At 69.5% G+C, this 26,867-nt stretch carries 22 protein-coding genes; 7 read left to right on the top strand and 15 right to left on the bottom strand.

Features of this window, described 5'->3' with window-relative positions:
- Positions 1-96: 96 nt before the first annotated feature.
- From AB0M47_RS00485 to AB0M47_RS00475, 3 genes are read left to right on the top strand one after another with little or no spacing between them, the layout of a single operon-like run.
- Positions 97-1,092: a hypothetical protein gene (locus AB0M47_RS00485; RefSeq protein WP_363406018.1), complete on the top strand. Its 996-nt coding sequence runs from the start codon at positions 97-99 to the stop codon at positions 1,090-1,092.
- Entirely contained in the window at positions 1,089-2,537 is a 1,449-nt protein-coding gene (locus tag AB0M47_RS00480) for an O-antigen ligase family protein (RefSeq protein WP_363406015.1), read from the top strand. The genes AB0M47_RS00485 and AB0M47_RS00480 overlap by 4 nt, the downstream gene beginning before the upstream one ends.
- A complete protein-coding gene (locus AB0M47_RS00475; protein ID WP_363406012.1) occupies positions 2,534-3,472 on the top strand; it encodes a TIGR03621 family F420-dependent LLM class oxidoreductase in 939 nt (312 codons plus the stop codon). Before AB0M47_RS00480 ends, AB0M47_RS00475 begins: the two co-directional genes overlap by 4 nt.
- Here AB0M47_RS00475 and AB0M47_RS00470 read toward each other — a convergent pair.
- Genes AB0M47_RS00470 through AB0M47_RS00460 form a run of 3 tightly spaced genes read right to left on the bottom strand, consistent with a single transcriptional unit; the run spans position 3,469 to position 6,988 of the window.
- Positions 3,469-4,356 (bottom strand): glycosyltransferase family 2 protein, encoded by an 888-nt coding sequence (locus AB0M47_RS00470; protein ID WP_363406009.1) that lies wholly within the window; start codon positions 4,354-4,356, stop codon positions 3,469-3,471. The two genes, AB0M47_RS00475 and AB0M47_RS00470, sit on opposite strands and share 4 nt — an antisense overlap.
- Positions 4,343-5,830 (bottom strand): oligosaccharide flippase family protein, encoded by a 1,488-nt coding sequence (locus tag AB0M47_RS00465; protein WP_363406006.1) that lies wholly within the window; start codon positions 5,828-5,830, stop codon positions 4,343-4,345. Before AB0M47_RS00465 ends, AB0M47_RS00470 begins: the two co-directional genes overlap by 14 nt.
- Before the next feature lie 57 nt (positions 5,831-5,887).
- Entirely contained in the window at positions 5,888-6,988 is a 1,101-nt protein-coding gene (locus tag AB0M47_RS00460; RefSeq protein WP_363406003.1) for a hypothetical protein, read from the bottom strand.
- Between the two features lie 152 nt (positions 6,989-7,140).
- Between AB0M47_RS00460 and AB0M47_RS00455 the strand changes: the two genes are divergently transcribed.
- Positions 7,141-8,241, top strand: a complete 1,101-nt coding sequence (locus AB0M47_RS00455; RefSeq protein WP_363406000.1) for a glycoside hydrolase family 16 protein — start codon at positions 7,141-7,143, stop codon at positions 8,239-8,241.
- Position 8,242: 1 nt separating this feature from the next.
- Here AB0M47_RS00455 and AB0M47_RS00450 read toward each other — a convergent pair whose 3' ends face one another.
- The 6 genes from AB0M47_RS00450 to AB0M47_RS00425 form a co-directional block, all read right to left on the bottom strand.
- Positions 8,243-10,033 carry a hypothetical protein gene (locus tag AB0M47_RS00450; protein ID WP_363405997.1) on the bottom strand — a complete coding sequence of 597 codons (1,791 nt, stop codon included), beginning with the start codon at positions 10,031-10,033 and terminating at the stop codon, positions 8,243-8,245.
- A gap of 18 nt (positions 10,034-10,051) precedes the next feature.
- Positions 10,052-11,569, bottom strand: coding sequence for an oligosaccharide flippase family protein (locus tag AB0M47_RS00445; protein WP_363405994.1), 1,518 nt, complete (start codon positions 11,567-11,569; stop codon positions 10,052-10,054).
- Positions 11,566-12,582 carry a hypothetical protein gene (locus AB0M47_RS00440; protein ID WP_363405991.1) on the bottom strand — a complete coding sequence of 339 codons (1,017 nt, stop codon included), beginning with the start codon at positions 12,580-12,582 and terminating at the stop codon, positions 11,566-11,568. The genes AB0M47_RS00445 and AB0M47_RS00440 overlap by 4 nt, the downstream gene beginning before the upstream one ends.
- A 50-nt stretch (positions 12,583-12,632) precedes the next feature.
- Complete coding sequence (locus AB0M47_RS00435; protein WP_363405988.1) at positions 12,633-13,847, bottom strand: methyltransferase domain-containing protein; 1,215 nt, start codon at positions 13,845-13,847, stop codon at positions 12,633-12,635.
- Positions 13,847-14,890: an SDR family oxidoreductase gene (locus AB0M47_RS00430; RefSeq protein WP_363405985.1), complete on the bottom strand. Its 1,044-nt coding sequence runs from the start codon at positions 14,888-14,890 to the stop codon at positions 13,847-13,849. The genes AB0M47_RS00435 and AB0M47_RS00430 overlap by 1 nt, the downstream gene beginning before the upstream one ends.
- Before the next feature lie 92 nt (positions 14,891-14,982).
- Positions 14,983-16,143, bottom strand: coding sequence for an acyltransferase (locus AB0M47_RS00425; protein WP_363405982.1), 1,161 nt, complete (start codon positions 16,141-16,143; stop codon positions 14,983-14,985).
- A gap of 149 nt (positions 16,144-16,292) precedes the next feature.
- Here AB0M47_RS00425 and AB0M47_RS00420 point away from each other — a divergent pair, with 149 nt between their 5' ends.
- Genes AB0M47_RS00420 through AB0M47_RS00410 form a run of 3 tightly spaced genes read left to right on the top strand, consistent with a single transcriptional unit; the run spans position 16,293 to position 18,947 of the window.
- A complete protein-coding gene (locus AB0M47_RS00420; protein ID WP_363405979.1) occupies positions 16,293-17,513 on the top strand; it encodes a class I SAM-dependent methyltransferase in 1,221 nt (406 codons plus the stop codon).
- A 4-nt stretch (positions 17,514-17,517) separates the two neighbouring features.
- Entirely contained in the window at positions 17,518-18,309 is a 792-nt protein-coding gene (locus AB0M47_RS00415) for a glucose-1-phosphate cytidylyltransferase (protein WP_363405976.1), read from the top strand.
- Entirely contained in the window at positions 18,309-18,947 is a 639-nt protein-coding gene (locus tag AB0M47_RS00410; protein WP_253757306.1) for a PIG-L family deacetylase, read from the top strand. The genes AB0M47_RS00415 and AB0M47_RS00410 overlap by 1 nt, the downstream gene beginning before the upstream one ends.
- 114 nt (positions 18,948-19,061) lie before the next feature.
- On the opposite strand, the gene AB0M47_RS00405 is transcribed toward AB0M47_RS00410, so the two are convergent.
- The 6 genes from AB0M47_RS00405 to AB0M47_RS00380 all read right to left on the bottom strand — a co-directional run bounded on the left by AB0M47_RS00405 (position 19,062) and on the right by AB0M47_RS00380 (position 26,838).
- Positions 19,062-19,844, bottom strand: coding sequence for an alpha/beta hydrolase (locus AB0M47_RS00405; RefSeq protein WP_363405973.1), 783 nt, complete (start codon positions 19,842-19,844; stop codon positions 19,062-19,064).
- Positions 19,844-20,164, bottom strand: a complete 321-nt coding sequence (locus AB0M47_RS00400) for a hypothetical protein (RefSeq protein WP_363405970.1) — start codon at positions 20,162-20,164, stop codon at positions 19,844-19,846. Before AB0M47_RS00400 ends, AB0M47_RS00405 begins: the two co-directional genes overlap by 1 nt.
- Before the next feature lie 14 nt (positions 20,165-20,178).
- Positions 20,179-20,472, bottom strand: coding sequence for a hypothetical protein (locus AB0M47_RS00395; protein WP_363405967.1), 294 nt, complete (start codon positions 20,470-20,472; stop codon positions 20,179-20,181).
- Positions 20,469-21,281: a hypothetical protein gene (locus AB0M47_RS00390; protein ID WP_363405964.1), complete on the bottom strand. Its 813-nt coding sequence runs from the start codon at positions 21,279-21,281 to the stop codon at positions 20,469-20,471. Before AB0M47_RS00390 ends, AB0M47_RS00395 begins: the two co-directional genes overlap by 4 nt.
- 63 nt (positions 21,282-21,344) lie before the next feature.
- The gene (locus tag AB0M47_RS00385; RefSeq protein WP_363405961.1) at positions 21,345-23,123 is read right to left on the bottom strand and encodes a 3-hydroxybutyryl-CoA dehydrogenase; all 1,779 of its coding nucleotides are present in this window, start codon (positions 23,121-23,123) and stop codon (positions 21,345-21,347) included.
- Positions 23,124-23,214: 91 nt separating this feature from the next.
- Positions 23,215-26,838, bottom strand: coding sequence for a PQQ-dependent sugar dehydrogenase (locus AB0M47_RS00380; protein ID WP_363405958.1), 3,624 nt, complete (start codon positions 26,836-26,838; stop codon positions 23,215-23,217).
- Positions 26,839-26,867 lie beyond the last annotated feature (29 nt).

The following is a 26,867-nucleotide window of genomic DNA, read 5'->3' as shown; positions in this document are numbered from 1 at the left end:
ATGGGGCCCGCTCAACTACGATCGAGCTGCTGAAGACGTGCCCACCTCGGTCGCGACCAACATCGACAGACACTCGCGACGACACGGCAGATATCTATGCCGACCTATGGAAGGACGACGGTGGACTTCTGGGACCTCGCCAAGGTGCTCTTCCGGAACTGGGTGGTCGCCGTCCCGATGCTGCTGCTCACCACCGGTCTGACGGTGCTGACCTTCAGCGCGATCAAGCCCGACTACGTCGCCACCGCCTTCGTCCAGCTCGTACCGCCGGCGACCCCGGTGCCGGCCAAGGTCGGCGAGCCGGCGCGCGTACAGGTGAATCCGTGGCTCGGCCAGGGTTTGCAGACGCTCGGCAACGCCGCGATCGTCACCGTGCAGGAGCAGTCCGTCGTCGACGCGATGAAGGCCGCGGGCTACACCGACTCGTTCACCTTCGAGATGGGCGGCGACAGCCCGCTGGTGAAGATCGAGGCGGTCGGCAAGTCCAAGGAGCAGGCCTCCGGCACCGCCGACGAACTGGTCGCCCGTTACAGCGAGAGCGTCACGACGCTGCAGAAGAACGAGCGCGTGATCGACGCCGACCTGGTCGCACCGCGCCGGCTCGACCGGGGCACCAACGTCGAGAAGTCGAACTCCAACGTCAAGCGCGCGCTGGTCGCGGTGTTCGTCGCCGGCCTGATGCTCACCGTCGCGGCGACCGTCGGCTTCGACGCGCTCCTGCGCTCCCGCGCCAAGCGCCGGGCCGGCGCGATGTCGGCCGCGGAGCTGGCGGCGGCCCGGGAACGCGCCGTCGGCATGGCTTCCGGCGTACGCCTGAGCAGCGTCGGCACGCTGTATCGCCCGCGCGCCATCACCACGGCGACCGGGGGACCGTCCGGCGGCACGCCCCCGGACGAGGCCTCGGCCTGGTCCGCCGGTGACCAGACGGTCGTCTACCGGACGGTCGACGATGTGATCGAGCCGACCGACATCGCCGACCCCGACGACGAGGACAAGCCCGAGGTCGAGGACGCGACCCTGGTGCTGCCCTCGTTCACGCCCATGAACGGCGTAGAGATTCCGCGCCCGTCGGCCTGGCCGAGCAAAGAGTGACCGACGGCCTGGCCGAACGGCAGGTGGCCGACGCCGAGCGGCAGGTCGCCGACGTCGCCGGGCGCCGGGCGGATCTGGAGCCGTCGCTCGTCTCGGGCCGGACCTACGCCACCCGCCGGCGGATCGGCCGGGTGGACGCGCCGCTGGTGCTGTGCCTGATGATCGTCATGATCGGGCTCATCCCGTTCAACCTGATCGTCCCGGGCATGACCGACCTCGCCCGGCCCGGCATCATCCTGGCGCTCGGCCTGTTCGGCTGGTGGTTCATCACGCGCTTCACCACCCACCTGTCGATGCGCGGGCCGCAGCCGCTGCGCTGGGCCCTGCTGTTCTTCATGATGAGCATCCTGCTGTCCTACGCCGTCGGCTTCATCCGTGGGCTGACCACGATGGAGGCCAACGGGGCGGACCGGTCGCTGCTCTTCTTCTGCGCGCTCGCCGGGATCATCCTCATGACCGCCGACGGCCTGCCGAACTGGCAGCGGCTGCGGACGGTGGTCAACGTCCTCGTCGTGGTGGCCGCGCTGATGGCCGTCATCGGCCTCATGCAGTACATGTTCTCGGTCGACCTGACGCAGTACCTGGTGATCCCGGGCTTGCAGTCCAAGTACGACGCACTCGGCTTCATGATGCGCGGCAGCAGCTACCGGGTCGCCGGCACGACCGCGCACTACATCGAGCTGGCCACCGTGCTCGCCCTCGCCCTCCCGTACGCCGTGCACGTGGCGCGATTCGGCGAGAAGCGCTGGCAGAAGCAGCTGGCGCTGGTGTCGGCGGCGCTGATCGCGGCCGGCGTCGGCGCCACGATCTCGCGTACGGGGATTCTCGCGATCGGCGTCATGTTCGTGTGCCTGTTCCCGGTGTGGAACTGGCGGATGCGCTTCAACATCGGGGTGCTCAGCGTCCTGCTGTTGGGCGTGCTCGCCGGGGTGAGCCCGGGGCTCTACCGGACGCTGTTCTCCATCTTCTCCAACGCCTCCGACGACACCTCCGTCTCGGCCCGCTACGAGCGCTACCCCATGGTCTTCTCGTATGTCGCGCAACATCCGTGGCTCGGGCGCGGCACCGGCACCTGGATTCCGCCGCAGTACCAGATCCTCGACAACCAGTGGCTGGTCACGCTGCTCACCAACGGCGCTCTCGGGGTGGTCGCCCTGGCGGCCCTGCACATCACCGGCATCGTGCTGGCGTACCGCGCGCTCAAGCGCTCGGCCAACGACGACGAGAAGCACCTCTGCGCGGTGGTCCTGTCCACTCAGGTCATGGCGCTGCTGGTGGCCGGCACGTTCGACTCGCTCAGCTTCACCACCTACGCCGTGGTCATGGCCCTCTCGCTGGGCCTCTGCGGCGCCGTCTGGCGGCTGACCCATCCGGAGCCGCGGATCAGGACCTCGACGACCCGCTGGTTCCTCGGCGGCGTCTACCGGCCGGAGGTGACGCGGTGACCCGCCCGTTCCGCTTCATCGCGCCGATGCCCCGCCTCACCGTGCCGCCACTGCAGTGGCGTGCCGAGCTGCGCCGTCTGGAGGATCTCGGCTTCCACACGGTCGCCGTCTCCGACCATTTCACCCAGGGCTGGATGATGGAGCCGATCGTCGCGATGACCGCGGCCGCCGAGGCCACGACCACGCTGCGTGTGCTCAGCCTCGTGCTCGGCAACGACTACCGGCATCCCGTCCTGCTCCACAAGGCCATGGCCACGCTCGACGTCCTGTCCGGCGGGCGGGTGGAGATCGGACTCGGGGCGGGCTGGCTGCCGGGCGACTACCAGGCCGCGGGTCTCCAGCTCGATTCCCCAGGGGTACGCATAGCGCGGCTGGCCGAGTCCGTTCAGGTGGTGAAGGGGCTGTTCGGGTCCGACCCGCTGACCTTCGCCGGGCGGCATTACCGCATCACCGAGCTGGACGGACTGCCGAAGCCGGTGCAACGGCCGCATCCGCCGATCCTCGTCGGCGGCGGGAGCCGGAAGGTGCTGGGGTTGGCCGGGCAGCTGGCCGACATCGTCGGGGTGAACCCGAGCCTGAAACCCGACGCCGCCGCCGGTTCGGCCGTGCTCGACCTGACCGAGGACCGGGTCGCCGAGAAGATCGCGTGGGCGAAGGCCGGCGCGACGGCGGCCGGGCGCGACCCGGCGGTGCTGGACTTCCAGATCAGCGTGCTGTCCCTCGACGTCACCGACGTTCCGGGCGCCCAGCGCTGGACCTCCAGCCTGGCGCAGGGCGTCGACCCGCAGGTGTTGGCGGCCAGCCCGGCGGTCCTGCACGGGCCGGCCGCGTACTGCGCCGAGCAGCTGCATAAATGGCGTGAGGTGCTGGGGCTGAACCAGTTCCACCTCGGTGGCGACCCCGTCGCGGCGGCCGCCGTCCTCGCCAAGCTCTAAGCCTTGGACAGCTTCGCGATCCGGGCGAGTCGCTTGCCACGGTTGCCCCAGTCGCGGCGCTGCCGACCGGCGTACCAGCGGTAGACCAGCGCGCGGGCCTGCCGGCGCTGCTCGGGCTCCAAGTAGTCGACGCCGTTGACCCAGCGCATCAGCTCGACGCCCTGCAACGTGGTCGCGGCATGCGCCGTCCACGCCGGTACGCCCAACCGCCGCCCCAGCACCTTGCGGCTCTCGTCCCGCCAGCCGCGCCGGCCGAGCGCCTCGGGGACGTGCCCCCAGGGTCCGGCCAATGCCATCTTCGCGGCGAAGATCTGATCCTCCCGGAGCATGTTGCGCCGGGGAATCGGGATGATCGTCTCGCGGCGCATCAGCCCGTACAGCGGGTCGATCAAGGCGTAGCTGGTGTTCAGCAGGCGCAGCATCTCGCTGAGCCGCTCGATCGGATCGTCCGAGGCCAGCGCGGTGCCGTGGTAGGGCGCGGTCTCGGTGACGCCGTTCTCCAGCTCGAACTGGACGCCCATCGTCACCAGGATCAGCCGCTCGTCCCGCTCGAACTCGGCCAGCGCCCGCGACAGGCAGTGCGGAGACAGCCAGTCGTCGTCGCCGACCCAGCGGAAGAAGGTCCCGCGGGCCTGCCGTCCGGCGAAGATGAAGTTGTTGAGCAGGCCCACGTTCTCCGGCTGCCGGAAGTATCGGATGCGGTCGTCGGCGGCGGCCAGCTCCCGGCACACGCCCTCGGTGTCGTCGGTCGAGGCGTTGTCGGAGATGATCAGTTCCAGCTCGGCGTGTTCCTGAGCCTGGATCGACTTCACCACCGAGGTGATGCGCTCCGCGCCGTTGCGTACCGGGAGGCAGACCGAGATGAGCACGTCAGTCGACGGCATGGGCTTCCTTTCGGCGTACTGATCCGAGCAGGCGACGCCGGTGTTCCGGGGCGACCCCCAGAACGGCGTACGCGGCGAGGCCGGCGACTCCGCCGACGAGGAGCACCGCGACGGCCGGGCCGCCGATGGCGTACCAGGCCAGCCAGGCCAGCCCGGCGGCGACGAGGCCGCCGAGCACCGGGCGGAGCAGCTTCGGCCCGACCGGCTTCAGGCGTACGCCGATCCGGTGCAGCGCGACGACCGTCACCGGCAGCGCGACGAGCAGTCCCACCGCGGCGTGCGCGATGGCCGCCCCGGTGATGCCGCCCTCGGTGGTCGCGACGATGAGCACCGGGATCAGCACGATCGCCCAGATCAGGTACAGCCGCAGGGCGGCTTTGGTGGCGCCCGCGCCGATCAGGATGTCCAACGCGAATCCGGTCAGTACGCGTACCACGGTGAGAAGCATGAGGTAGGGCAGCACCGGCGCGGCCGCGGACCATTTGGCCCCGTAGAGGACCGCGATGAGCGGGGTCGCGAGCGCGGCCATGAGCACGGCGATCGGCATCAGCACGGTGACGAGCGTGGGCAGCGAAGCCTGCACGCCGGCGGACAGGGTTTCGGAGTCCACTTCAGACAGTCGGGAGAACCCGGCGACCGAGACGTACCGGACCGCGGTGGACAGGATGCTCAGCGCCCACGTCGAGATGTTGAAGGCCAGCAGGTAGAAGCCCAGCTGAGTGGCGCCCGCGAGGTGTCCCACGATGATGTAGGCCGCGTTGATCAGGACGGCCTCGACGCCGAGGCTGGCCGCGAGCGGGATGCCGAAGGCCATGAGCCGCCGGGCGACCGCCCGATCGAAGCCGGCCCGCAGCGGGACCGCCGCCCAGAAGAAGACCAGGAGGCCGGTGACCGCCGTGCCCACGACGAGCCCGCCGGCGAAGCTGTACGCCCCCGCGCCGCCGAGCGCGAGCGGAACGGCGACCGCGGCGTTGACCGCCATGCCGATGAGGTTGGCCTGGATGAGCTTGTCCTGCCGGAAGGTACGCATCAGCGCCGCGCTGCGGACGGCCGTGGCGCCGTCGATCAGGATGACCACGGTGAGCAGCCGGATCACCCCGGTGGCCTGCGGCACCGCCGAGACCTCCGCGATGATCGGCGCGGCGACCCAGAATCCCAGGTAGATGAGGATGCTGAAGGCCATCGCGAGCACCGTGGCGGTGGCCGAGATCTCCTCCAGAGCGCCACGCCATTGCACGGTGGCGGCGATCAGGCCGACGTCGTTGACGACCATGACGAGCTGCATCGTGGCGAACGCGACGGCGAAGACGCCGAAGTCCGCCGGCGCGAGCAGACGGGCGAGCACGAGGCCGAGTGCGAAGGAGCCGGCCTTGTTCACCAGCGTCCCCGCGACGCTCCACTTCAGCCCACGCGTCGCCTGCCGCCCGATCGACTCGGTGGCACTGGCTTCCGGGGCGGTCTCTGCGATGGTCATAGCGAGGCAATTCTCTCGGGCCGTCCCCGGGGCCAGGCCCGACTGACGGAATTGCGACTAGTTCTCCGGCGGAACGGTCGACCCGTCATCCCACTTGTTGTTCGACCACTGGTTTCCCGTCCCGTTCTTGTTGAATCCGGTCACCGGTCCGTACGCCCCGCACTTGCGGTTGGAGCCACGCTGGAACACGTTGTTGACGACGATGACGTGGTTGGCGTGCGGGAAGGGTTTGCTCGACGCGTCGCCGCCGTAGAGGCAGTAGGACATGCCGGTGCCTGCGGCCAGGAAGTTGCTGTCGATCACGACGTCCGAGATGGTCGCGAAGTCGCCGAGCAGGTTGAGGTCGCCCGTGCAACCTTCGCCGACGGAGTTGGCCGGCGGGCTGCAGAAGATGTAGTTGTGGCGGATGCGGATGTTCTTCCCGCCGTTGGAGAGGAACCCGCCCAGGTGCCAGTTGGCGTCGTCCGGGATGCGCTGCCCGTGCAGGTAGGAGTCCTCGACGGTGCAGCTGATCGCGTGCTCGCCGCACTGGACGCTGGTCGCGCCGCCGCGTACCTCGGTGCGGATCACCTTCATGTTGCCGTAGCTGACCGCCGGCAGCTGGACCAGCCCGGCGTCGACCTCGGAGTCCACGAGCGTGTACGACCATCTGCTCGACCCGCTGATGTCGGTGTCGAGGACGACGCGGCCGTTGATCTTGCTGCGTTTGATCGTCACATTGGCCGCCCGCACCTCCAGCGTGCAGTTGACGGTCTTCGCGTCGATGACCGTCCCCGCCGTCTTGATCTGGCATGGCCCGCCGTACGTCGACAGCTTGGTGCCGGCCGGTACGCCGGTGTTCGACGCGTTCGGCCAAGGCCCGCCTGCGGCCGACGGGAGCTTCGTCGAGGAGCTGGGTTTCGGCGTCGCGGTCGGGGAGGCCGACTTCGTGGGCGACGCCGACGGCGACCCGGAGGCGGAGGCGCTGTCCGTGGCGTCGGCCGAGACTGATGCGGACGCTCCGGCGTCCACTCCGTCGGCGCCGTCGGTGCGTTGGACGGCGTACGCCACCCCGATGGCTCCGACGATCACGAGGACGGTGGCTCCGGCGAGCAGGGCGCGGCGGTACCGGTCGTACCAGGGCATCCGGCGACGTGGTGGCGGTTGAGGCGGGTGCACGGCGGCACGGTATCCCTTCGCTCACTCGATGGCGCCGGACTGGTTGTCCGAACGACTTAGGAAACTACAACGCCTGCCCCGAGGTACCCTTCCAGCCGAAATCTGACAGGGAACAACGATCATGGTTGATTGCTGGTACGGTCGGCGGCGTCATGGTGACCCCTAGACCGCACTTCCCGGTGATCCCCCAGCCGCGTCGAGGCACCCGCCGTGTCTGGTGGGCCGTCGCCGCCGCCGTGGTGGGCGTACTGCTGCTCGGTGCGGGCGCGTACGCGCTGGCCAGACCGCAGTCAGGCGGGTCCGACCCCACGGGTCTCCTCGGTGGTGCCACGCCGGGGTCCACCGATTCCTCGGTCCTCGCGTCGGGCTCGGCGTCGGCGAGCGCCGGCCCGTCGGTCAGCCCCTCGTCGGCCAAGTCGCCTACGCCGACCAAGCCGCCCGGCGTCTCCGGTCCACCGGTCAAGGCCGCCGCCGGCAAGAGCTGGAAGCTGACCTTCGCCGAGGAGTTCTCGGGCTCGGACTACGACCACAGCAAGCTCACCCCGTGCTTCGACTGGAACAGCGGCGACTGCACCTCGACCTTCAACCAGGGCCGGGAGCACTATCAGCCTTCTCAGGTGACGGTCTCGGGCGGCACCGCCAAGCTGACGGCCGCGCCGCTGTCCCCCGCGCGTACCGACTCCGCCTGCCAGAACGGCAGATGCACTTACAAGGCGGGGCTGTTGTCCACCGCGCGGCCCAAGGCGACGAGCGGCTCCAAATACCTGTACGCCTTCACCTACGGCTACGTCGAGGCGCGCATCAAGTTCCCGGCGACCCAGGGGTTCTTCACGGCGTTCTGGATGCTGCCGACGAACCCGGACTACGAGTACCAGACCGAGATCGACATCCTGGAACTGCTCGGCGACGACCCGTCGACCATGTTCATGACCTATCACTACGCCGGCCGCGACCAGTCGTACACGCCGAACACCGGCAAGCACAACAACGGCGCCTGCGCGGTGAAGGACTACTCGAAGAACTTCGTCCGGATGGGCCTCGACTGGCAGCCCGACCACATCGCCTGGTACATCGACGGCAAGAAGTGCGGGCAGTTCACGAACAAGGCGCAGATCGCCAAGGAACCGATGCAGCTGATCCTGCACATGATGGTCGACAACAACTGGCAGCGGCGGTGGAACGTCGGGCTGACCGACCCCACGCTGACCCGCCGGCTGGAAGTCGACTACATCCGGGTCTTCCAGCAGAAGTGAGTCACTTCGCCGGGGCCGGTTGCGGCAAGGCCAGCAGGTTGACCAGGTACGCCACCGTGGTCGCCTCGGCGGAATGCGTACCCGCGAGCAGGCCGTCGAGCCAGTCCCGGCGCAGGATCGGCTGGTCGTAGAGGGCGGCGCAGGCCGACGGATCGGTACGCCAGTGGCTCAGCACCAGGTCGGCGAAGGAAGCCGCGCCGAACTGGGCCCGGCGCCCGTGCGCCAGCCGTTGGCGTACCTTGCGGGCGACCTGCCGAGCCGTCACCGTGGCGATCGCGACGCGCGTCGACAGATCGCGTACGCCCAGCCGCGCCGGGGTGAGCCCGGTGTCGAGCGGAATCCGGGCCAGCTCCGGGTCGAGCCGGTTCATCAATCGGCCCAGCAACAACGACTCCCGCTTGTCGCCGGGCGCCACGGCCAGCGCCAGCTCGATGAACCGGTGGTCGAACATCGGGTTGACCGCGTCGCGCCGCACCGCGGCGACCGTGCCGTGCGCGCCGGACCACCGATGCATCCGGTGATACAGGTAGAACGCGTCGGTGGCGCGAAGCCAGTCGCCGGGCTCGAAGATCTCGGTCAGCGTGCCGAGCGTCTCGGCCAGCGCCTCGGCCCGGAAGTCCGGGTCCAGCGCGGCCTCCTCGACCGCCTCGTTGGCGAAGATCCGCCAGTGGGCGAGCCGGTCGACCAGCTTCGCCGACGTCTCCGCGCCGACGGGCTGGCCGGCGTAGTAGAAGCCGCGAGCCACCTCACCGCCGAGGCCGGACAGCCGATGTCCCTGCGCCAGCCGGGCCTCGACACCGAGCAACGGGCCGAGGGCCATCGGGCTGGCCTGGCATTCCAGCGCCCGGGCCGCGCGCAGCGCCAGCCAGTGCGCCTCCTCGGGCGTCGGGTCGGCGACGTCGTCCAGGTGCAGCACCTGATGCCGCAGCCCGTAGCGCTCCGACAACTTGGCCGCGATCACCACGTCGGGGCTGGTGTCCTCGCCGAGGGTGAGCGCCCGCAGGCCACGTCGCTGCTTCTCCGGGACCGCGCCGAGCAGGATGCGCGAGTCGTGTCCTCCGGTCAGCTGCAGCACCGCTTCGGGATGGGCCTCCAAATAGACCGACAACGAAGTGCTCAGGATCGCGGCCATCTCATCCACCGCGGCGTCCAGGCTGGGCACCGGGCGCGTCTGGTCGAACGGGTCGGCGTACCAGTCGATGCGGATCGCGCCGTCTTGGAGGGTCGCGATGGACGCCGGCGGCATCGCGCGTACGCCCGCGAACGGGGTCCGATCGCCGATCTGCCAGCCGATCATCGCCTGCGCGCCGAGCCCGGCCCGGTCCAGGCCCGCTCCCGACAGCACGGCCAGCGCCCGCGCGCTCGTCGAGACCGCGACCACGCCGTGGCCCTGCCACCAGTAGAGCTGCCGGTAACCCAGCCAGTCCGTGGCCACCCGGAGCACGCCGTCCTCGCTCCGGTGCGCGGCCGCGAACGGCGGCAACAACTGCACCAGAGAACTCGGGCGGAGCATCATCGCCGCGAGATCCGATGTGGACAAGTCGGCTTCACGCGTACGCAGTAGGCGGCTGAGCTGCACGGTGAACCCGGATTCCCCGAACCGGTCGAACTCCTCGGTGCCGGCGAACGCCGTCCAGCCGGTGGCGCTCACCTCGGTCCGGTCGATCGCGACGTCCACTCCGTCGAAGCCCACGTCGAAGGTGTCCGTGAGGCAGGCCAGCGCCGCCGCGGACGGCTGCCGGAATCGGTCGTTCGCGTGCGGCGCGAGCGCCACGGCGAGGAAGGCTCTCATGCGGGCCGCCGTTCGGGGTCAGGTGAGCGCATCGGCCGTCTTCCGGGACAACCGGTTGGCCCACCGCAGCAGCGTGCTCGGGGCGATGGCGACCGCGATGTAGGAGGCGGCGCCGGCCGCTCCGGCGGCGACCAGGTCGAAGGCGGGGTGCAGGCCGGTCAGCGTGACGACGAAGTGCGCGGCGAACCCGGCGACCACCCCGGCCAGCAGCGGCCGACCGGCCGAGCGGATCACCGGCCAGAGGTGTACGCCCGCCTTGCGCAGGGCGATCCCGCACAACGGCAAGGCGACCAGGAGACTGACCACGCCGTGCGCGATCGCGGTGCCCCGCGTGCCGCCGATCTGCGTCGCGATGATCAGCGTCGGGACGAGGGCGACGGTCCAGCCCAGGTTGACCCACAGGGCCGACCGGCTGATGCCCGCCCCGGCCAGCGAGTCCAGCGCGAACGAGGTCACCAGGCGTACGCCGGTGAGGACCGTGAGGAACTGCAGCACGATGACGGCGGGCAGCCACTTCGGCCCGTACAGCACGCGCACGAGCTGCGGAGCGAGCACCGCCATCAGCACGCAGATCGGGATGATTCCGAGGATGAGCAGCTTCAACGACTTCTGTACGCCGCGCGCGAACGAGTCGTCGCCGCGCCCGGCGAGCCGGGAGAACGCCGCGATGGAGACGTAGCGGATCGCCGAGCCGACGATGCCCTGCGCCCAGCCGGAGATGTTGAAGGCCAGCAGGTAGTAGCCGAGCGCGACGCCGCCGAGGTACCGGCCGACGATGATGTAGTCGGCGTTGGTGACGACGGCTTCCACGCCCATGCTGGCGGTCAGCGGCAACCCGAACTTCATCAGGGCGCCGACGATCTTCCGGTCGAACCCGATGCTGTAGGTCACCTTCGCGTACGCCATGACCATGAGGCCCGTGACGGCCGCCCCGACGACCTGCCCGACGGCGAAGGCGTACGCCCCCGCTCCGGCCAGGGCCAGCGCGATCGACAGCACCGCGGAGGCGACGAACCCGGCGAAGTTGGCCTTGGTCAGCTTGTCCTGCTGGAATCGGCGCATCAGCGCGGCGGCCCGGACTGCGGTCAGGCCGTCGATCAGCACGGCCAGGCTGAGCAGCCGGATGAGGTTGGCGGCGTCGACGTCGCCCCCGGCCAGCGAGCCGAGGGCGGGCGCGCCGATCCAGACCGCGCCGTAGATCGCGACGCTGAACAACAACGCCAGGCTGGTCGCCGTGGGCGCGACCTGAAGCAGTTGAGCGCGCTCGTCCCGGGTGGGATCACCCTTGAGGCCCCGCCACTGCACGACGCCGGCGATGATGCCCATGTCGCTGATGTGCGTGGCGAAGAACGCCACCGCCGACGCTACCGCGAACCCCCCGAAGTCGGCCGGGGTCAGCAGCCGGGCCAGGATCAGCCCCACCCCGAACGACGCGATCTTGGTGCCGACGGTGCCGAGAAGACTCCAGCTCAGCCCTCTGCCGGCCAGGCGACGCAGGCCGCCTGGCTGCTCTTCCTCGGTCACCGTGGTCGTCATGCTTGCGCAGGCTCCACTCGCTCAAGCCAGATCTCCCGCCAGTAGGCGGTGATGGCGCGGGGACAGTTGGCGCTGAAGGCGCCCTCGCAGACCACGCCCTCCAGGACGATGCAAGGGCTCTTCATCCGCAGCATCTTGCCGGTGTTCTCGTCGACGATCGTGTCGATCCGGCGCAGCACCCGGGCGGTCTGGCCGCAGAACCGGGCCATCTCCGCGTCGAAGCCGAGGCCACGGTTGAGGAGATCGGCGTTCAGCGTCTTCAAGATCTCCTCCTTCGACTTGACCCGGACGAGTTCACCGGGCTGCAGGTCGGTCCGGCCGGTCGGGGTCGGCCCGGCGGAGCCGCGAAGGAAGCCCCACGTCAGCCCGCCCCGGATGCGCAGCCATTTCGGCAGGGCGCGGGCGCTGTATTGCTGGTAACGGTTGAAGAAACCGACCAGGAACGCCCGGCTGACTGCCAAAATTCCGACATTTCCGGTACGCACGTCGTCCACGTACTGCCCGAGATCCAGCAGCGGCAGCACCTCAGGCGCGGCCCGGAGGATCTCCGTCGCTTGGCAACGATAGATGTCGCTGCCGTCGGGGGCGATCGCCTGAGCGCGCTCAGTCAGTTGCACGAAGACCTTGTGATCGCTCTCGATCGGCTCGACCGGCAGTGCCGAGTCGGCTGACCCGTCCTCGACCGGTTTGATCCAATCGGTCTTCCAATAGATGAGGCAGGACGCCTGACAGCCACCGTGCACGGACCCGTCGCACCGTACGCCGAGCAGGTGGACCGCGTTGTCCATGCGACGCATGCCGCTGCGGGTCATCGTGTCGCAGACCTTGTTCGCGACCTTGCCCACCCGGAGCCGTCGGCCGCAGTACTGGAGCATCTCCGGCATGAACGGCAGAGCGTCCACATCGCCCTTGTCGTCCAGGGTCGCCATGATCTCGTCGGCGCTGAGCACCTCGACCCACTGGCCGACCCGATACTGCGCGGACTTGCCGGAGATGGTTGAGCTTGCCTGCATGGCGGCGCTCCTTGGTTGGAAAAGTCGTGACGGCGCAGGACGACGACGGCCTACGCGGTGAGGATCTGGGCGTCGAGGCCCAGCTCGGTCAGCGATCGCGCGATCTCGTCGGTGTACGCCGGATTGGTGATGACGACCGCACCCGGCTGGATCTCCCGCAGGGTCTCCGGCGAGTCGACCCGATGCCCGGTGACCGGCAGGAAGCGGCCCCACTTGCGCGGGTTGACGTCGACGACCGCCGACAGCTCCACCTTCGGATCGACCTGGGTCAGGAACTGCACCCCTCGCGAACCTGCGCCCCAGAGCACCGGACGCTGTCCGGAGTCCCGGAGCGCCGCCAGGGTCGTGTGCCAGCGGTCCAACTCCCGGCGATGCCGCTCGGCGAAACCGCGTACGGCGAGGAGCTGCCGGTCGCGCGCCACGGTGGGATCGGGCCAGAACAGACGGCCTGTGTCATGCGGCCGGCCCACGTCCTCTCTGCCGGTTCGAGCGGGGCCGGCCGGGCGGGTCGAGAACTCGATGTAGCGGAACATGCCGCTGAACCACGTGCCGTCGGCGATCACGTGCCAGCCCGCGCGCTCGACGATCGCGGCGAGCGCGACCGAGTCGAAGTAGGACACGTGCGGGTAGATCACCTCCCAGCCCGCGGTGGCCAGGTCGTAGCCCGCGTCCGGGACCTCGATGTAGCCGCGTACCTCCCGGTCGCCGGCCCGCTCCCGCAGGGCGGTGAGGAAGGCGTACGGGTCGTCCTCGTGCTCGAACCAGTGACGGGAGGTGACGAAGTCGAAGTCCGGCAACTGCGCGGGCTCGGCCAGCGGCGCCCGGCCGGAGACGAAGAACGCCCCCGACGGGTCCGGTCCGGGCGTCCCGGCGTACATCGGGTCGAAGCCGAACCCGGTCGCGCCGGTGTGCTCGCACAGTTCGCGGAGGAACTCCCCCTGCCCGCAGCCGATGTCGAGGACGCGCCGGCCGGCCAGCTCGTGCCGCTCGGCGAGCCCTTCGACCAGGTCGGTCGAGAAGCCGCGGAACGCGGCCGAGTGGTGCAGGTTCGTGTCCATGGTCGTGTCGTAGACCATGATCTGCGGGTCGAAGCCGAGATTGCGCACGTACGCACAGTTCTCGCAGTAGCCCAGCAGCATCCGGCCGAGCGGGGAGGCGACCGCCTCGTCCCGGGTCGCGTAGTGCACGCCGCACAGGACGGGAATCCCGCCCAGGTCGGCGAACTCGACCAGGGTGCCCGCGCCGCACGCGACGCAGTCGGTCATCAGGCGCTCCACCGCAGTTCGCCGTCGATCCGGCCGTCGCCGGTCAACTGCTGGATGCGGCGGATGCGCTGGAACCGGCCCCGGAACGCCTCCTCGGTCAGACCGTGCCGCTGGTACGCCTCCAGCAGCTGCTCTGCGCCGGTGCGTACCGTCCACTGGGGCTTGAAGCCGGGCACCTCGGCGGCGACGAGATCGCCGCTGACCCGGTAGTCGCGCAGATCCGTCGCGGCGTTGTCGGCGAAGGTGACCCGGCTGCCCGGCACCACCTCGGCGACCAGTTCGGCGACGTCGCGGATCAGATAGTTCTCGCTGGTCTGCGCGATGTTGTACGCCTTGCCGTGCACCACCTCACGCGGCGCCTCCAGCAAGGCGATGAACGCTGCGGCGATGTCCTCGACGTGGATGAGCGGACGCCAGGCGCGGCCGTCGGAGAGCAGCCGGACCTCGCCGGTCAGCAAGGCCGAGGCGGTCAGGTCGTTGACCACGATGTCGCCGCGCAGCCGGGGCGAGAACCCGTACGCCGTCGCGTTGCGCAGGAAGGTCGGCGAGAAGTCGTCGTCCGCGAGCGCCGTGATGTCCTGTTCGGAGAGGATCTTCGACTCGCCGTACGGCGTGACCGGGGCGAAGCCCGCGTTCTCGTCGAGGAACGGGCGGTCGGTCGGATCGTCGCCACCGAGACCGGCGCCGTACAGGGAGCACGACGACGAGAACAGGAAGCGGGTGACTCCGGCGGTCCGCGCCGCGTCGGCCAGCCGCACCGAGGCCCGGTGATTGACCTCGTAGGTGAGCTGCGGGTTGAGATTGCCGATGGGGTCGTTGCACAAGGCCGCCAGGTGCATCACCGCGTCGAAGCCGGCCAGCGGCTCCGGAGTGACGTCACGCAGGTCGAGCCGCAGCGCCGGAATGTCCGCTGGGGCCGGGCCGAGGACGCAGTCCGCGAAGTAACCGGTGTCGAGGCCGACGACGTCGTGCCCCGCCTCGCGCAGCCGCACCGCCAGAACGGTGCCGATATAGCCCTCGTGCCCAGTGAGAAGTACGCGCATGAGTCCCTGAAGTCCCCTCGGAGTCTCGACCGACCGACATTGTTGATAACCGCTCCGACCAGGGTCCAGGCGCTTGTCAGCTTGCCGACTCCCTATCTGGGCAGTCGGTCGGCGGTGGTCGGTAGACCGGCCATCGGCGGCTGACCGGACCGGTCGGTGGTACGCCGCGAACGTGGACTCAGCCACCGCATTCCGGGTAGTTCGACGCTCCGGTGGAGCAGCCAACTGGCCACCACGGCGAGCGCCAGGCAGACCAGCACGATGAGCGCCTCCTGCCAGAGCGGACGCTCGAATCCGGTGGCCTTCAGGACGATCCGCAGCACGATCAGGTGCACGAGGTAGAACGCGAAGGAGATCTCGCCCAGCCAGACCGCCCACCGGGAGCCCCAGACGCCGGTCCGGCCTTCGGCGTCCGCCGCGCCCGCGGTCGCGATCACCGCCGCGAAGAAGATCGCCGGCCACGCCACGTGCTGGAGTTCCATCGGCAGCAGGTTCGACGCGAGATACCCGAGTCCGGCGACTGCCATCACCGGGCCGACCGCCGTCGTGGGCCACAGCTTTTCGCGTACGACGCGGGCGAGGAGCATGCCCGTGACGAACTCGGGCGTACGCGCGACGGGGAAGAGCCAGATCACCCAGTACCTGTCGGATTCAGGCAGCAGCAAGGTGACGAGCGGAACCAACCAGACCAGGCCCAGCGCTCCGGCGGCCGCCCAGCGCAGCCACCGCGCCGGTATCGCCCGGATTCCCCGGTAGAACACCGGGAACAGCAGGTAGAAGAACGCCTCACAGGCGAGCGACCAGCTGACGGTGTTCAGCCCGAAGTAGACGTCGGGGTTCTGGAACCAGGGCTGGATCAGGAGGACGTTGGCGGCCAGTTGCAGCACGGTCACTGCTTTGCCACTGATCATCAGCAGCGCCACGGCGACGGCCAGCATGACCACGTGGCTCGGATAGATCCGGGCGAAGCGCCGCTGCCAGAAGCGGGGCGCGGTATCGGATTCCCGCGCCGACCAGCTCAGCACGAATCCACTGAGGATGAAGAAGAAGGTGACGCCCGCCGAACCGGGCCCGAAGATCCAGCCGAGCAGGCGGCCGGCCGAACCGGTGTCCACCAGATGGACCACATAGGCGTGAAAGCCGAAGACCAACGCCGCGGCGACGAAGCGGAGGCCGGTCAGCGACGGAAGTCGCGTCTGGCCGGGCTGGACCCGCACCCTTCCGGGTCCGGCGGCGATGTCGGCAACGGCCACGAAAGCACCGTACGGACCCCTTCTGAGCAGGGTCTAGGCGCGTGTCAGCTTGCCGACTCACGCCCCCAATGCGCCGCACCGTTGGATACAAAGTCGGGGAATTCCCAGGCACCACCACCCTTGGGGGGACGTTGAACGCGCTGAACGCGGTGGAATGTCGGCTTTGTGGGGCCGACGTCACTGAGACCTTTGTCGACCTGGGGATGTCCCCTCTGTGCGAGAGCTATGTCCCGGCGGACCGGCTCGACTCGGCGGAGACGTTCTATCCCCTGCACGTCCGGATCTGCGGGCAGTGCCTTCTGGTACAGCTTCCCGCCCATGTGGCCGGAGAGAACATCTTCTCGGACTACCTTTACTTCTCTTCGTATTCCACCTCTTGGGTGGCGCACGCGAAGCGGTACGCCGACGAGATGATCGACCGGCTGAAGCTGGGCGCGGACAGCCTCGTCACCGAGGTCGCCAGCAACGACGGCTACCTGCTCCAGCACTTCGTCGCGGCGGGGGTCCCGGTGCTCGGCGTCGAGCCCGCGGCCAACATCGCCGAGGTCGCCCGCGCCAAGGGCGTACGCACCGAGGTGCAGTTCCTCGGGGCCGAGACGGGCGCCGAGATCGCCGATCGCATCGGCCGGGCCGATCTGGTCGCCGGAAACAACGTGTACGCCCACGTCCCCGACATCGTCGGCTTCTCGGCCGGGCTGGCCGCGCTCGTGAAGCCGGACGGCCTGGTGACCCTGGAATTCCCGCATCTGCTGCGACTGATCGAACAGCGGCAGTACGACACGATCTACCACGAGCACTACCAGTACCTGTCGCTGCTGACCGCCGGCCGCGCCCTGGCCACCGCCGGGCTGACCGTGGTCGACGTCGAGGAGCTGAGTACGCACGGCGGTTCGTTGCGCGTACACGCGAAGCATGCCGACGCGGCCGGTGAGCCGACCGCGCGGGTCAAGGCGCTGCTGGATGTCGAGGAGGCCGCGGGGCTGCACACCCTCGAGGGCCACCGGGGGTTCGAGAAGAGCGTCTTCACGATCAAGCGCGACCTGCTCGGCTTCCTGCTCGCGGCGCGGGCCGAGGGCAAGCGAGTGGTCGGCTACGGCGCCCCCGGCAAGGGGAACACGCTGCTCAACCACTGTGGCATCCGGTCCGACCTGATCGAGTACACCGTGGACCGGTCGCCGCACAAGCAGGGCTGGTTCCTGCCCGGTACGCACATCCCCATCTACGAGCCGGAGCGCATCGAGCGCGACCGGCCGGACTTCGTCGTGGTCCTGCCCTGGAACCTGCGGGCCGAGATCACCGCCCAGCTTTCCTACGTCCGTGACTGGGGCGGCCGCCTGGTCTTCCCCATCCCCGACCTCGAGGTGGTGTAGGGCCGTGAAGGTCGTCCTCTTCTGCGGCGGGCTCGGCATGCGCATGCGCGAAGGCGGCAGCGCGGTGCCGAAGCCGATGGCGCTGCTCGGCGAGCGCCCGCTGCTCTGGCACGTGATGCGGTACTACGCCCACTTCGGGCACACCGACTTCGTGCTGTGCCTGGGATACGGCGCGAACATGGTCAAGGACTACTTCCTGCACTACGACGAGACGCTGTCCAACGACTTCACGCTGTCCGGCGGGGCCGGCGACGTGCGGCTGTTCTCGTCGGACATCACCGACTGGAAGATCACCTTCATCAACACCGGTCATCAGTCGACGATCGGCGAGCGGCTCATGCGCGTACGCCCACACGTCGAGAACGAGCCGATGTTCCTGTGTAACTACGCCGATACCCTGACCGACGCGCCGCTGCCGGACCTGATCGACAAGTTCGCCGCCTCCGACCGGACGGTCAGCATGCTCGCGGTGCCACCGTTCTCCACACACCACTACCTGGACATCGACGACGACGGCCAGGTCACCGGCATCCGGGGCTTCAACGAGCTGACTCAGTGGGAGAACGGCGGCTACTTCGTCATGCGGCCGGAGATCTTCGACGAGCTGCGGGAAGGCGAGGACATCGTCCCGCACGCGCTGGACCGCCTGCACCCGAAGGGCCGCCTGATGGCCCAGCGATACAAGGGATTCTGGCGCGCGGTGGACACCTTCAAGGACCGGGCCGAGATGGAGGAACTGGTCAACCGCGGGCTGGCGCCCTGGATGCTGTGGACCAACCCGGCGCTGGTGGGCTGATGCTCTCCCTCGCGACCAGCCAGGTACGCACCGTCGTCGCGATCGGCGCGCACCCGGACGACATCGAGATCGCCGCCGGTGGCCTGCTGCTGACCTTGGCGGCGGCCGTCCCCGGCGTACGCGTCCACTATGTGCTCTGCACCGGCTCGGCCAACCGGCAGGCGGAGGCGCGGGCCGCCGCGACCGCCTGCCTGCCGGGCGCCGAACTCAGCTTCGACCTGCACGACCTGCCGGACGGCCGGCTCCCAGGGCATTGGGCGCAGACCAAGCAGATCCTGCAATCGGCGGCGGCGACCGTGACCGCCGACCTGGTCCTCGTCCCGTCGCCGGGCGACGCCCATCAGGATCACCGGCTGATCGGGGAACTCGCCCTGTCGGCGTTCCGCGACCAGCTGGTGCTGCACTATGAGATCCCCAAGTGGGACGGCGACCTCGGCCGGCCCAACCTCTACGTCCCGCTGGCCGACGAGGTGGCGCGCCGGAAGGTCGAGGTGCTGAACGACGCGTTCCCCTCGCAGAAGGCCCACGACTGGTGGGACGACGAGGTGTTCTTCGGGCTCATGCGGCTGCGTGGGATGGAGAGCCGGGCTCGGTACGCCGAGGCGTACTCGTGCTCGAAGGCGACCCTGACGTTCTAGCTGCACTGTCTGGGCGCTGGATCAGGGTTCTGGGTCGAATCATGGCGCAAGATTCGACCGGGAACCTGATCCAGCGCAAAACGCGCCAGCGCTAATCCCGTCAGCGGGAGTGAGTCAGGAGCGGGGCACGTCGGAGAACGCGGCGACCGTCCGATCGGCGTACGCCGAAGCGTCCCCGGACGTCATCGGCCCGTCGAACTCTTCGGGCAGCGGCACAGCCGTCTCCGGCGACACGAGCTGGACGATCTCGTCGAGGATCCGTTCGGCGTACCCGACCCAGAGGTGCTTGGCCCCGTCGACGCCGGTCACGGAAGCTTGGGGCACCGCGGCAAAGCGGTCCCGCGCCTCGGCCGGGCGCAGGTAGTCGTCGAACTCCGGCACCAGGACGGTCATCGGCCGGCCGAACTCCGCCCAGCGCGCCAGGTCTTCGTCGGTGGAGAAGCGCAGCGGCGGCGAGAGCAGGATCGCCCCGGTGATCCCCGGCTCGGCCCCGTATTTGAGTACGAGGTCGGTGCCGAAGGACCACCCGACCACCCAGATGTTCGACAGGTCGGCGAATTCGGCGTACTCGATGGCGGCCGCGACGTCGAACCGCTCCCCCACGCCGCCGTCGAACGCGCCCTCGCTCTTGCCCTGGACGCTCTCCGTGCCCCGGGTGTTGAACCGGAGCACCGCCATCCCGGCCAGTTCCGGCAGCCGCCAGGCCGCCTTGCGGTAGATGTGGCTGTCCATCATCCCGCCATGGGTGGGCAGCGGATGGAAGCAGACGATCGTGCCGACCGGATCACGCTCCAGCGGCAGTGACAGTTCCCCGATCAGCCGCAGGCCGTCGGCGGTGTGCAGCTCGATCGCCTCGCGGCGGGCCGGGAGGATGGAGTTGGCGCGAATCAGGCTCATCACATGTGCTTCCGGGTCGGCTGGCGACGGTGGCGAGCACGCCAGCACGCGGTGTGCCAGTGCCGCCGATCAGACGAGTCTCCCCGCCCGTCGGCGGGCCAGGCTACGACGTGCGCCACACCTGGCTGAATTTCGTGGTCACAGCCGGGGCACCGGTAGGCCTTCGTCGCGGCGCCCGCCGTGACGTGGCGCACGTTCCAGTCGCCGTCGGTGCCGTTCGCGCCGTACTCCAGTTCGACGCCGCCGCGCGCGGCCGACTCGTTGACGTCTCGATGGCCCGCTTTGGCGCTCTTGCGAGGCAGGTTGCGGCGCGGGCTCATGCGTCAAGGGTAGATCAGAAGAACGCGCGTCCGGTCAGCCGGACCTGGGCGCCCGCCGGAAACGTGAGCTGCGGCTCAGGGTAGCCCCGCGGGTTCCAGACGGCGTACACGACGGGCTCGGAGATCGGGCTCGGCGAGCCGACTTCCACGAGGCGCTGGAGGTACACCTGGTCGCCGCGGAAGCCCGCGACCAGCCAGCCCGGTTCGCTCGGCGGGACGACCTCGGCCAGCACCGAGCCGTCCTCGGCCGACGCCGCGAAGGTCTGCTCCAGCATCGAGATCAGCACCTGCCGACCGTCGGCGCTCACGTCCTGGAACCACATCGGCTGGCCGCGTTCCTTGAGCCGGTCGCGCAGGTCGACGTGGAACTCTCGGCGTACCTGGCCGTCGAGGGTCTCGACCCGGAAATCGGCCACTCCCGCCACGCGCGGCACGAACCGGTCCTCCATGTTCCCGGCGGCGGCACACACAACACCAGGCCCTCGGCCAGCATCGGGCCTACCTCCAGACCCGCGCAGGCTGTCAGAGTGGTACGCCCACCGGTGCGGATCTCCACCGCGACGTAGTGCTCCTTGAACCCGCCGTCGGCCACGCGCACGATGAGCCGGCTGCCGTCGGCCGACCAGGCTTGCGGCAGCTCACCGGTGGCCAGCCGGAGCACGGCGGTGCCCCGGAGATCTCGGATCTCGGTCAGCCGCGGATAGACCGGGCGCGCGAGGTAGCGCCCGTCCGGCGACAGGCTCACCCCGAACATGGGGTCGACCTCGTACGCGTCCGGCGGCAGCGGCTCGACGGCGGACGCGCCCGGACTGGGGACCGGGCTCGGTGGCGCGGTGTCGCCCAAGACGGGCAGTGCGTACTGCGTACCAGTCGAGGTGAGCAGATAGACCGGGCCTTTCGTGCGCCCGGGGCGATAGACGGCGATCCCGTCGCCGGCCGCCCGATCGGACGGCAACGGGATCGCCGAGGCTGGGGGCCGGATGTCGCCGAGCCGAGGCGGGGCCGTGACGGCCATCGTGGTCTGCTCCCGCGGCGCACCCCCGTACGCCGCGGAAGCGAGTACGCCGAGCAGTCCGGCGCAGACCAGAACCGCTCTCGGAACGGCGGGCTTCCCCATGCCTACGCTGACGCGTGGGAGAGCCCTTCGGTTGCCTACCGAATCGGCGAAGACGACCAGATCTCAGCGGTTCGTGTGGTCCCGGAATCCCCGGCCGGCCTTGCGCCCGAGGTAGCCCGCGGTGACCAGGTGCTCCAGCAGCGGCGCCGGGGAGAAGCCGGGCTCCCGCAGCTCCAGGTACAGCTCCCGCTGGATGGCCAGGGCGACGTCCAGCCCGACCACGTCGAGCAGCTCGAACGGGCCCATCGGGTAGCCGCAGCCCAGCTTCATCGCGTAGTCGATGTCGTCGGCGGTGGCGTACGACGCCTCGAGCATCTTGACCGCGTCGTTCAAGTACGGGAACAGCAGCGCGTTGACGATGAAGCCGGACCGGTCCTCGCAGCGTACGGCGTGCTTGCCGAGCTTGTCGCAGACCGCGAGGGCGGTGGCCTCGGTCGCCGACGAGGTCCGGATGGTGCGGACCACCTCGACGAGCTTCATCGCCGGCGCCGGGTTGAAGAAGTGCAGGCCCACCACGTCGGCCGGCCGCTGGGTGGCCATCGCGCACTCGACGACCGGCAGGCTGGAGGTCGTCGTGGCCAGGACGACGCCCGGCTTGCAGATCTCGTCGAGGCTGGCGAACAGCGCCTTCTTGACGGTCAGCTCCTCGACGACCGCCTCGACCACCATGTCCACGTCGGACAGATGCTCCAGGTTCGTGGACCAGGTGACCCGGTTGAGGATGGTGTCGCGCTCCTCCTCGGTGAGCCGGCCGCGGACGACCGACTTGTTGAGGCTGACCTTGAGCGCCTCGCACAGCTTCGCCGACTTCTCGCCGCCCCGGGTCACGCTGGTGACCTCGAAACCGGCCTTCGCGAAGACCTCGATGATGCCGGTCGCCATGGTCCCGGAGCCGACGACGCCGACGGCGCCCACGGCCCGCGCGCCTTCGACGGTCGTGCCCTCGGCCGGCGTCAGCTCGTCCGGCACCACGACCGGGGAACCGGCCTTCTCGTAGGTGTAGAAGCCCCGCCCGGACTTGCGGCCCAGCAGGCCCGCGGTCACCATCTGCTTGAGCAGTGGCGCGGGCGCGTGCCGCCGATCCCGGCCGCCCCGCCGATACATCGTGTCGAGGATCTCGTACGCCGTGTCGAGGCCGATCAGGTCCATCAGCGCGAGCGGCCCCATCGGGAGCCCGCAGCCGAGCCGCATGGCCGCGTCGATGTCCTCCCGGGTGGCGTACCGGGCCTCCACCATGGCGACGGCGTGGTTGAGGTAGCCGAACAGCAGGGCGTTGGCGATGAACCCGGCCCGGTCGGCGATCGTCACGTCGACCTTGCCCAGCCGGGCGCACAACGCCTCGACGTCGGTGACGACCTCGTCCGCGGTGACCACGGTCTTGATCACCTCGACCAGCTTCATCACCGGTGCGGGGTTGAAGAAGTGCACGCCGATGACCCGGTTGGGCCGATGGGTGGCGACCGAGATCTCGGTGACGCTCAACGAGCTGGTGTTGGTCGCGAGGATGGCCTCGGCCTTGCAGACCCGGTCCAGCTCGGCGAAGATCTTCTGCTTCAGGTCGAGGTGCTCGGGGACGGCCTCGATGACGAAGTCGACGTCGGCGAGCGCGCCCAGCCCGACCTGGAAGTCGACCCGGGCCAGCAGGGCGTCGCGGTCCTCCGGGGCGAGTTTGCCCTTGGCCACCGCGCGATCGGTCGAGCCGGTCAGGTTGGCCCGGCCCCGGTCGAGGGCGGCGTCGGAGATCTCCACCGCGACGACGTCCAGCCCGTTGCGGGCGAAGACCTCGACGATGCCGGCGCCCATCGTGCCCAGCCCGACCACGCCGACCGTGTTGATCCCCACCGTGACCTCCTCAACGAGCGTTCAGTGCCCTGAGTCTGCCACGGCCCGCCGGACGCCTGGAAGCGGCGGCAGGTGTGAGAAACATCGATCCTCAGGAGATCGGGGTGAACGTGATGCCTCGTCCGGAGGAGAGCACCGCCTCGTTGTGGCAGTACTCCAGGGCGGCCGTTCCGCTGCTGTTCTCCACGCCGACGGTGGCCGTCTGGCCGCGTTCCGCCGGAGCGGTCGGGTCGAGGTCGGCGTACGCGACGGTCAGGGTCCCGTTCGAGTTCAGGATGACCTCGAAGGTGACTCGGGCCGCGGCGTTCGAGAACAGCCGCATGTTCCGCCACTCCACGACGTACTGGGTCGAGCTGCTCTTGACCAGGATCGACGACTCGGCGTCGGCCAGCAGGTCGTCCCAGAACGGATAGACGGCGTTGTTGGGCGTATTCGCGGCGGCGGCCGACGGGATGGTCCCGTGGTTCCAGGACGCGCCCTGCGGCTGCGCGCCGAAGCTCAGCACGCCGTTGGTGTCGATCCACGCCGTCGTGTACGACGATCCGTAGAACGGCATCGTGAACGGCAAGGTCACCGACTGGTACGCGTCGTCGCCGGTCAGCGCGAGCGCGGTCGTCCCAGGCACGAAGGTGAACGGCCCCTCGGCGCAGGAGTAGCCGGCCCCGGCCGACGCCGCCAGGGTGATGTCGGTGGTGGTGGTCTTCCCGGTGAAGATCGCCGCCGTCGCGCTGCCGGTCAGCCCGGTGCAGCGGACGTCGGCGGCGACCGCGCGCAGCGGGTAGGAGCCGGGCGCGGCCACGATGGTGTACTGGCCGTTCGCGTCGGTCGTCGCGCTGTACGCCGTGTTGGTCAGCGTCACCAGGGCGCCGGCGACCGGGTTGCCGTTGTGGCGGACGATGCCGGTGATGGTGCCCGTCGACGTCTCCGGCGGCGCGCCGGGCGGCGTGAAGGTGAGCGTACGCCCGTTGACCAGCTTCGGATTGTTCAGCGAGTACTGCAGCGCCACTGTCCCGGCCGCGTTCTCGATGCCGATCGTCGCGGTGGAGCCCTTCTCGACCGCCGCCGACCCGATGTCGGTGTACGCGAAGGTGATCGTCCCGCTCTCCTGCAGCACCACCTTGAAGCTCACCCGGGTGGCGGCGTCGGAGTAGAACCGGACGTCGCGCCATTCCACCGTGTACTGCCGGTGCGGCGCGCTTCCGCTGGTCGAGGTGTAGATGCCGGACGAGGAGTCGGCGATGAGGTCGTCCCAGAGCGGATAGACCGCGGCGTTGGGGGTGTTCCAAGCCGCCGCAGACGGGATGGCTCCGTGGTTCCAGGACGCGCCTTGCGGCTGCGTCCCGAAGCTCAGCACGCCGTTGGTGTCGATCCACGCCGTCGTGTAGGTCGACCCGTAGAACGGCATCGCGAACGGCAACGTCACCGACTGGTACGCGTCGTCACCGGACAGCGCGAGCCGCGTGGACGCACCGCTCCAGGCGGCCGTGCCCTCGGTGCAGAAGTAGCCGAAACTGTCGGAGCAGGCGACCGGCACGCCCGTGTAGGTCGCCGTGTACGTGGTCGGCGTACTGGGTGCGGTGATCACATGCGTCTGACTCTTGCCGTCGGACCAGGTGCCGAAGGAGTAGGTGTAGCCGGCGTTGGACTGCGGCGTCGGCGCGCTGACCGTCACCGTCGACCCCTTGATCACCGTACGCGTGAACGGCGTGATCTGCGTAGCCGCTCCGACGCTGAGGTTCAGTCCGGGCGGGGAGCTGGTGAACGTCAGGTCGACCGTCTGCGGGTCGAGCCGGCGTACCACGGTGTTCTTGAGGCCCTGACTGTCCGTGGCGGTGAGTTCGAGTTCCAGATAGGACGGATATTCGTGGTCGGGGGCGATGAACGAGCCGCCCGCTCCCGTCCCCGTCTGCAACGGATGGGTGTGGCAGCTGTCGATCGTCGCGCAGTGCTCCATGCGCAGCGCCCAGGTCAGCGAACTGCCGGTGAGCGTGCCGTCCTGCGGATCGGTGCCGTGTCCGGAGAAGGTGATCTGCTGTCCGGCGACCCAGGTCGTTCCGGCGGCGGGAGTGTCGATGACGGCCGTCGGGGCGTCGTTGCCGACTTGGATGGCGACCGTCGTGGAATCGGCCGCTCCAAGGGTGTCGGTCACCGTCAGCTTCGCCGTGTAGGTGCCGTTGGCGGTGTAGGTGAACGACGGCGCGGCGGCGGTCGAGTCGGTGCTGCCGTCGTTGGTGAAGTCCCACGCGTAGGTCAGCCGGCCTTGGTCGGCCGGATCGTTGTCGGTCGAGTTCGCCCCGTTGAAGGCCACCGTCAGCGGCGACTTGCCGCTGGTCGGCGTGGCCTCGACGACGGCGGCCGGCGGCTGGTTGCCCGCGTAGTAGCGGATGCGGCGGACCGTGCCGGTGAGGTCGGCGTAGTAGAGGTCGCCGCCCGGGCCGACAGCCAGGTCGACCACGCTCGACGCGCCCTTGGCGAACAACTCGATGTTGCCGGTCGCCGGCAGTCCGCCGGTCGTGGTCGGCTTCATGGCCCAGATGCAGCCGCGCGAGTTGTCGGCGAAGAACAACGCCCCGCCGTACGCGGCCGGGTAACTGCCACCGCTGGCCGGGTAGAAGGCCAGACCGGAGATCGCGTCCCCACCGGCCTTGCAGCCCTCGCCCGGAACGACGTCGGCGGCATGGTTGTACGTGTAGTACGGCCCGATCTGGTTGGTCATCGCGTTGCAGACGGGCAGATTCGCGCTCACGTAAGTAGAGGTCGTCGCGCCCTCGTAACAGGGCCAGCCGAAGTTGTTCGAGGCGGCCGTGGGATTGACGATCCGATCGATCTCCTCCCAGGTCAGCCAGCCCACGTCGCCGACCCAGATTTCGTTCGTGCCCGGCCGGAAGGTGAACCGGTACGGGTTGCGCAGCCCGCTCGCGATGATGCGCCGCAGGTTGAGGTCGGCCGAGCCGATGTTCGGGTTGCCCGCGGCGGCAGCGCCGGTGGCCGGGTCGAGCCGGAGGATCGTGCCGTCCAGCCCGGTCGGGTCGCCGGGCGTCTGGACGTCCTGTACGCGCATGGCCCCGCCCTCCAGGGCCGGGTCGCCACACGGGTTCGGGTTGGCCGTGGGCAGCTGGCCGTAGTCGGCGGCGCTGAAGCTCGCGCCGTCACCGGCCGAGACGTACAGCTTGCCGTCCGGACCGAAGCGCAGGTCGCCGATGGAGTGGCTGGGGAACTGCTGGCACCAGTCGTTGATGAGGACCTGCTCCGAGCCGGTCATCACGTCGCCGCTGGCCTGGAGCCGGGAGAGCCGGGCGGAGACCACGCAGTAGCCGCCGTTCGCGCCGTTGGTCGCGCCGGTGCACAGGTCGTCCCAGGTCGTGCTGCTGCCGACTGCCTTGCCGTAGGTGTAGAGCACGTAGACGTAGGGGTTGGCGGGAAAGTCCGGCGGCAGGGCCAGGCCGAGACTTCCCCGGTCCCACTGGCTGTGCACCACGCTGGAAAGGTCGGCGAAGACGGTCGGGGTCGTGTCGGAGAGGTCGTCGAAGACCTTGATGACGCCCGCCTTCTCCATCACGAAGATGCGGCCGTCCGGGGCGAACTCGATGTTCGTGGGCTGGTTCAGCCCGCTGAACACGATCTGCTCCTGGAAGCCGGCGGGCAACGTCGCCGCCTCCGCGGCGGACGACCCACGCAACGGCGCGAACGCCGCCGCCACCAGCGCGGTTGCCACGACGGCACGAACGAGCCGCCGGACACGCG

It is taken from the genome of Hamadaea sp. NPDC051192 (genome assembly GCF_040682475.1).
GTDB lineage: Bacteria > Actinomycetota > Actinomycetes > Mycobacteriales > Micromonosporaceae > Hamadaea > Hamadaea flava.
Note: the sequence above shows the minus strand (reverse complement) of the source record. Positions and strands in the feature narration are given on the sequence as shown.